Raw genomic sequence first — 5,482 nt, 5'->3', positions numbered from 1 at the left:
ACTTGAGTCACAAAAGTTCTATAACGTCAAAGTATAATTGGTTTATAAGACAACGCTTTATCAACAACTTTTTCAGGGGTATTGTTCTCATAATATATGTAATATGTCACCTCCGGATCCATAACATTTTTCTTGTATAATGCTCCTAAGCAATTTCTCTTCATTTTCAGATAAATCACATATTGAAAATCCAACAATTTGATTTTTATCATTCACAAATACTTCAATTCTATCCATTTTAAAAGCTTTCATAAAATTCTTTATTTCTGAAAACGAGCAAATCAATTTTCTTTTATTGTAAAAAACATCATACGATTGTTTTACGTCTATATAATCATTAGTTTTTTTAAAAACGGTTGTATTAACTAAAACTGCACCATCGGATATAGAAATATTTATATTTTCTATATTTTTGACATCAAAACCATCAACAAAAAAAGTTATATTTGAAATAAATCCGTTCTGACAATCAACCCCTAATTCTAGAGGAGGAATGGAAACATTTTTTGTTAATCGCCAATAACTTGGGATTCCTGACTGTGCCTGATTAACTATATTTACCATTAACAAATCTGTCGCTACTTTCTGAAAGAAAATTTTTATTTCGAATTTTGAAGTAATAAGTCCTTGTTTTTCCAAAAACACTCTTCCACCTCGTTATTTATATAAAGCATGATATATAACACCATCATCCCCATTTATACCGATTTCCCAACCATTTTTGTAAAACATCTGCCTTCCAGACTTAACATTCGGTAATATTTGAGATACTGTATCTTGGAAACTTAACATTAATTCATTCTCTACCAGTATAGATCCCTTTGCAGAATTAACAAATTCCCCCATGTGTTTGGTAGCATTTCCATGAACCCAAATTTTCTTTCCATTAATGAATTTGTCATTTAATACAAAAGATTTAGGAATATTTGTACCTTCTATTAAGTCCTGGGTAGGGCTAATCGATTTTCTCCAAGTTATTACATTTGCAGCAATATTTCCTAGCTTATTTATTACACTGCCACTGGCTTTTTGGGCTGTTGCAGCAATATCAAGTGAACCTCCGGTAAGAATCCCAACCATTGCCTTTGATGATAGGCCAGGAACAATGCTTTCAGATTCAATTCCGTAGTGTTCGCATATCTCTGCTTCCAAAGCAGACATTGCCAGCGGACTGCAGTTTATATCTGGAAGCCTGTCTCGATAGTTTGCATTTCCGGTAATGAAATAATTTTGTAAATCGTGCTCGACATAATTGAGCCCTGGAGAAGAAATCAGGCGACCTGTCTGCCGGTCAACCGTTGTAAAGCTGCTTGGGGAATCTCCGTCTACAATGTCAGCTCTTCCATCCGGGTCAGTGTACCGTACCGGATTGTTCCCCGCGTAGTGGTACAAATCACGATTTTGGGGAAGAACAAAAAAGTCGAAATTACACCGATTTTACTTCATAGGCTTTGCATTTTTCTTCGAGGAGTTTGAAGTCACAACAGAATTTTGAAACTTTATTTGTATCAATCTGCTTGCTGTAAATTTTGTTCGCCTTGTGAATAATTGCCGGTAAGATTTTCAAACAAAACGAAAATTCCTTGTTCAAGAGATTTTTGTAATTTATCTCACCGATGGAGTCCCCTATTTTTGCTGACAAATCAACTTTTGTGTACAAGCCTTCCTTTATCGGAATCATTTTCTTCAAGTCTATCACTGACAAAATGTGCTTTACCGTACCGTCTGGATTGTCTTTATAAACTGCATTTTTTGAAAGCACGGATTTTTCGCAATTCTCATAAATCAAAAATCTGTCCGTCTCAATGTTCTTCCAAGCCTTATGCTTTTCTTTCGCCGATGAAAGTGGTATTACATACTGATTTTTCTCTTTGTTTATCAAGATCCCAAGATAAGGCTTATTCTCATATCCTATCGGCTTGAAATAAACTTCTTGGCAACTGTCATGGAGATATTTTAAATAATCTTGATTTATATTGATGAACGTAAGTTTTTCTTTCAGCTCAAACATGACTCTGTCCACAAAAAAACTAAGACCGCCTGCCCCAAAAAAGCAAACGGTCTTTCTTAAAGTTCATCTCTTCACGGATTCAAACCGCAGGTTAATGGAGACCTTCTGACTTGAATATAAAACAAAATAAACTCGGTGTCAAGAAAGTTTTTAAGGAGGCAATCTATAGATTTTTATCTATATAATATACATAAATAAAAACAGTTTTTAGCTTTATACAGCGGGTATAGCTTGCCTTCTGAAATTTCTTTTGGTTTTTCATTGTTTTCTAACAAATTTTTTTCGTCATAGACTAAAACCCACTGATAATCAAGAAATCCAGGTTCCCAATCATATATTACAAAATCATCACACACTGTCACTCTGTCATCATTCACATCTATCTGTTTCATCTTTTTTTCAATTTTCGGAACTTCGATTATCAAGGAAAATCTATCTGGGATATCGAAGTGTCTAATCGAAACTAAGATTGTACATGTAAAAAATTGAATAAAAAACTCCAGCCTTTTTTTGTGGTCCACATAGTCATAACTGAATAAAAAAAACAGTTATCAGGAAAGCCAATGATATCCAATTATAAAGAGCATATCCGACCTTTCTTTTCAAATAATAAGACACCAAACCTGTAAAAATAAGAATAATGTCTATTCCTACAATCAATTTTAAGTTTTTATTGCTCATTTTTATTTCCTTTAGAACCTGTATGCAGGCATAGACATTCTCTGCAAGCGATATTTTAAGATTTCTTTACCCTGTGAGGTATTCTGTCCGGCAATCCAGCCTAAACTCTGCGCAGCTTGCGTAGCGGCACCTTCTGTACATAATTTCCTAGATTGCGTCGATTGATATCCATCAAAGCCCAGCCGTGCTTCTCCCCAAAAGAGTCCGCTTTTGCCAGCAACATATCCGGCAGCATAATTGCCAACATCTCTTGCGGAACCGAAAATCTTATTTCCATCTTTATCAGTTCCAAGGTCCATTCCGCGATGCCGATATTTATTCAATTCAATACCGCTTAAACTGTCTTTTCCTAAATCCTTAAAATCATACATCTTGCCATTACCAGCATTATTCATGTAAGTAATCACATCAGGAGTATCTTTTTCAAATTTCTCAAGAAAATCCCTACCAGAAGAATCCCGGCAATCGATAACAGCCCCTGTTACTAAAGCACCATCATCAAAGAAAGAATTTTCGGTTAACATCTTCCCAAGGATTCCGGAACGATTTCCATTAGCATCAAGTATATAAATATTTTTATCAGAGTTAGCAACACCACCAGCGATAATATACGTTCCGTCACCATTGTCAGTAACTTCCAAATAATTACCCGTCGGGTCCGTATACCTCACCGGATTGTTGCCCGCGTAGTGGTAACAATTGAGATTGATTGGACTGACAGCCCTCCAATCGCAATGGATTTCAGGCATTTTCTGGCTTAAAAAGCCGGTTTTAGCTCCAGAAAGACAAAAATCAGCTCAGGTTTTAAAATCCTCCTTTAAGAATTTTATCGGCGGAAAACTTCCGCTAGTGAATTTCCCTAAAAACACTCGTCAGAAAATTCAGGCAGTTTTAGGACTTGCAAAACTACGCTATATGTAGCGTAATCCTTAATTTTCACCGGAAAAGGCGCTTTTTGTGGCGGTTTTCCGGGAAAAAAGTGGATTTTTTGTCTTCCCACAAATCGCGATTTGGGGGAAGAAGAACGATAGCGACCTTACCAAGATTGTCAAAACAATGAAAATTATAATTCGCTAATTGTAGGTATAAATTCCACCCCTTTTATTTTATTTTGAATGAAAAAATCATATAAAGCTCTGTCTATTATAACTTGATTATATGCAACATTTCCGCTTCCAAAGAATTCTTTAGTACGGGCTATATGATTATTATTCATTTTTATTTTTGGAAAAAAATTATTATGACACAAATGATACTTAATATTTCCACATTTTGGACATATTTCAAAATCAAGAGTGTCCTTATTCTCAATTTCTATGATTGCATTTATTTCAAGATTAAAAGTATTTTGGCAAAAATCATTTGTCTGATAAAGCCTTACTTTGGAAAAGGTCATATCAAATTCATTTGATAATAGTTTTTTCAATTTTTCAGTCACAAAAAATTCGTCAAAAATCCAATTTAATTGACCGATATCCTTGCTGCCCCATTTGGGTTCTTTCTGAATAGCAAACAGATCTTTTCGGATAAGTCCACGATTACAGCAAACACATTTTTTTGAGGAGTTATAAGTACTTTGCTCATATCCAAAATTATTTTGTGGTTCTGGATAAAGAAAATGCCAGGTTGGAATCATCACAAAATATTTGCTTAAAGCTAATTCTTTTTTAGAAAATATTGTTTTATATTGATTATCAATTATAATTCCGTTGCTTTGATTAACAATTTTTTTTATTTGCTCCCAATTACAATCATTTTCACCAATATCAAAATAGTGAACAAGTCCACCTTTTGACTTTATATTCATTTGTTGAAATATTTTTTCTGTTTTTTTATCGTTATATGAAATTCTATGAATAATGTTCATTGTTATTCTCCAAGTGTTTCCCTTGCAGCTTCCAATAACTTTGGAAATTCTTTATATATTTGTTTTGCCGCTTCTAGTATCTGAGGTTTTGTTGCCGATTGCGTTCCTTCTCCATAGGGAATAAGGGCCCTCCAAGCATTTGTAAATTTTCGATGTTCCTCAGGAGTCAGAACTACAGATTTCATAAGAGTTGTATCCGTAATACCCAAAAGTTTTGCAAATCGTTGTTCTATTATATGATGAACTTGAAGACCTGAGCCAGTTCCCAATGTTTGTCTTAACTCGGAGTAGGTATGTATTCCATACTTTCCTGCTTGGGTCAATGCACCAAAACCACCTGACGCACTACCACCAAGAGCTATTCCGATAACTTCTGCTCCAGCATAGGCAAGACCTAAATCTAATACCATTTCACAACTGGCATCAAGTTCATAAATTGCAGCTTGAAAATAATTTCCATCACTCCAAGCTTGAGATGCCAGTTGTGTATAGTCATAACCAAAATCAAGATTTTTAACTGCAGACCATGCTTCAGCCCAATCTTTTTTAACTGCTCCCAGCTATACCTTCCATCCGGGTCCACATACCTTACCGGGTTGTTCCCCGCGTAGTGGTAACAATTGAGATTGATGAGCCTTACGCGGGGCAGTTTTCCGGCGGATTCAGGGCGTTTTTACGCCTTAAATCCGCTTTCCGGCTCCAGAAAGACAAAAATCAGCTTAAGTTTAAAAATCCTCCGTTAAGAATTTTATCGGCGGAAAAGTTCCGTCCGCGAAAAATTCTAAAACCACTCGTCAGAAAATTCGAGCGGTTTTAGAACGGAAAAAACTACGCTATATGTAGCGCAATCCTTAAATTTCCCCGGAAAAGGCGCTTTTTGTGGCGGGTTTTCCGGGGAAAAGCGGATTTTTGGGTTGGCCTAC

The 5,482-nt window shown here is 35.5% G+C and carries 7 protein-coding genes; all 7 read right to left on the bottom strand.

Annotated features, from left to right (window positions below; genetic code table 11):
* Positions 1–87 precede the first annotated feature (87 nt).
* On the bottom strand, positions 88–639 hold the full coding sequence (locus tag JI65_RS16240; protein WP_191018214.1) for a hypothetical protein: 552 nt from the start codon (positions 637–639) through the stop codon (positions 88–90).
* A gap of 18 nt (positions 640–657) precedes the next feature.
* Entirely contained in the window at positions 658–1,161 is a 504-nt protein-coding gene (locus tag JI65_RS16235; protein WP_191018213.1) for a phospholipase D-like domain-containing protein, read from the bottom strand.
* A 265-nt stretch (positions 1,162–1,426) separates the two neighbouring features.
* The gene (locus JI65_RS16230; protein ID WP_191018212.1) at positions 1,427–2,011 is read right to left on the bottom strand and encodes a type III toxin-antitoxin system ToxN/AbiQ family toxin; all 585 of its coding nucleotides are present in this window, start codon (positions 2,009–2,011) and stop codon (positions 1,427–1,429) included.
* Between the two features lie 173 nt (positions 2,012–2,184).
* Positions 2,185–2,403, bottom strand: coding sequence for a hypothetical protein (locus JI65_RS16225; RefSeq protein ID WP_191018211.1), 219 nt, complete (start codon positions 2,401–2,403; stop codon positions 2,185–2,187).
* A gap of 300 nt (positions 2,404–2,703) precedes the next feature.
* Positions 2,704–3,333 (bottom strand): hypothetical protein, encoded by a 630-nt coding sequence (locus tag JI65_RS16220; RefSeq protein WP_191018210.1) that lies wholly within the window; start codon positions 3,331–3,333, stop codon positions 2,704–2,706.
* 422 nt (positions 3,334–3,755) lie between these two features.
* The gene (locus JI65_RS16215) at positions 3,756–4,559 is read right to left on the bottom strand and encodes a hypothetical protein (RefSeq protein ID WP_191018209.1); all 804 of its coding nucleotides are present in this window, start codon (positions 4,557–4,559) and stop codon (positions 3,756–3,758) included.
* A gap of 2 nt (positions 4,560–4,561) precedes the next feature.
* Entirely contained in the window at positions 4,562–4,969 is a 408-nt protein-coding gene (locus JI65_RS16210; protein WP_191018208.1) for a hypothetical protein, read from the bottom strand.
* Positions 4,970–5,482: the final 513 nt, after the last annotated feature.

This window comes from Treponema zioleckii (assembly GCF_014737315.1).
GTDB classification, from domain to species: Bacteria; Spirochaetota; Spirochaetia; order Treponematales; family Treponemataceae; genus Treponema_D; species Treponema_D zioleckii.
This window is presented reverse-complemented; position numbering and strand designations above follow the sequence as displayed.

Coding starts and splice junctions, on each gene's coding strand:
- JI65_RS16235 (WP_191018213.1), bottom strand. CDS start 1,161: ATGTCTGCTTTGGAAGCAGAGATATGCGAACACTACGGAATTGAATCT.
- JI65_RS16230 (WP_191018212.1), bottom strand. CDS start 2,011: ATGTTTGAGCTGAAAGAAAAACTTACGTTCATCAATATAAATCAAGAT.
- JI65_RS16225 (WP_191018211.1), bottom strand. CDS start 2,403: ATGAAACAGATAGATGTGAATGATGACAGAGTGACAGTGTGTGATGAT.
- JI65_RS16215 (WP_191018209.1), bottom strand. CDS start 4,559: ATGAACATTATTCATAGAATTTCATATAACGATAAAAAAACAGAAAAA.
- JI65_RS16210 (WP_191018208.1), bottom strand. CDS start 4,969: ATGGTATTAGATTTAGGTCTTGCCTATGCTGGAGCAGAAGTTATCGGA.